Here is a 750-nt window from a genome sequence, read left to right on the forward strand (position 1 = left end):
GCCGCGGCGTTCGCGGATCAGGTTGCCGAAGGCGTCGTAGTCGTAGTGGCGGTCGCCCTCCTTCAGCAGGCGGTTGCCCTTGAGGGTGGTCGGGCCGGGGCGGTCCTGCATCAGCAGGTTGCCGGCCGGGTCGTGGCTGAAGTGTTCCGGCGGTTCGCTGTGGGAAAAGTCGATGCGGGTCAGGCGATCTAGAGAATCGTACTGGTAGCTGCGGCGGTTTCGGTGGTCGGAAAGGGTTTGCAGGTTGCCCTTGGGGCTGTAGGTATAGTCGCGCCAGAGCAGTTGCTGCTGTGGGTTCTGCCACGCGGTCTGGGCCTTGAGGCGACCCTGTTCGTCGTACCTGTAGTCACTGAGCAACTGGCCTTGCTGGCGTTGCCGTTCGCGGCTGCCGTCAAAGCGGTGTTCGGTCAGGCGCGCGCCGTTGAGGTCGATGGCGGTCAGTGCGCCGCCCGGGGCGTGGTGGTAGTCGAGCAGGCTGTCGTCCGGCAGGCGCAGGTGGTTGAGGCGCCCGCAGGCATCGTAGCGATAACGCAGGGTGCCCCAGCCCTGGTGCTCAGTGATCAGCCGATCTTGAGCGTCGTATTCGAAGGCCAGCGGATGGTCGCTGCCGTCATCGACGTAGACCAGCCGGCCCAGTTCGTCGTAGCGGTATTCGATGGCCTGGCCGTCGGGCAAGGTCTTGAGTTGCAGCCGCCCGGCCGCGTCGCGCTGGTAGCGGGTGACCCATTGCGAACCGTCCTCGCCGTGCTC

General features: G+C 66.0%; 1 pseudogene. It reads right to left on the reverse strand.

Annotated elements, in window-relative coordinates:
- Window positions 1-750 (reverse strand): annotated as a pseudogene (locus HU767_RS28520) (RHS repeat protein); the annotation flags it as partial.

The organism is Pseudomonas sp. SWRI179 (assembly GCF_014268705.1).
GTDB lineage: Bacteria > Pseudomonadota > Gammaproteobacteria > Pseudomonadales > Pseudomonadaceae > Aquipseudomonas > Aquipseudomonas zanjanensis.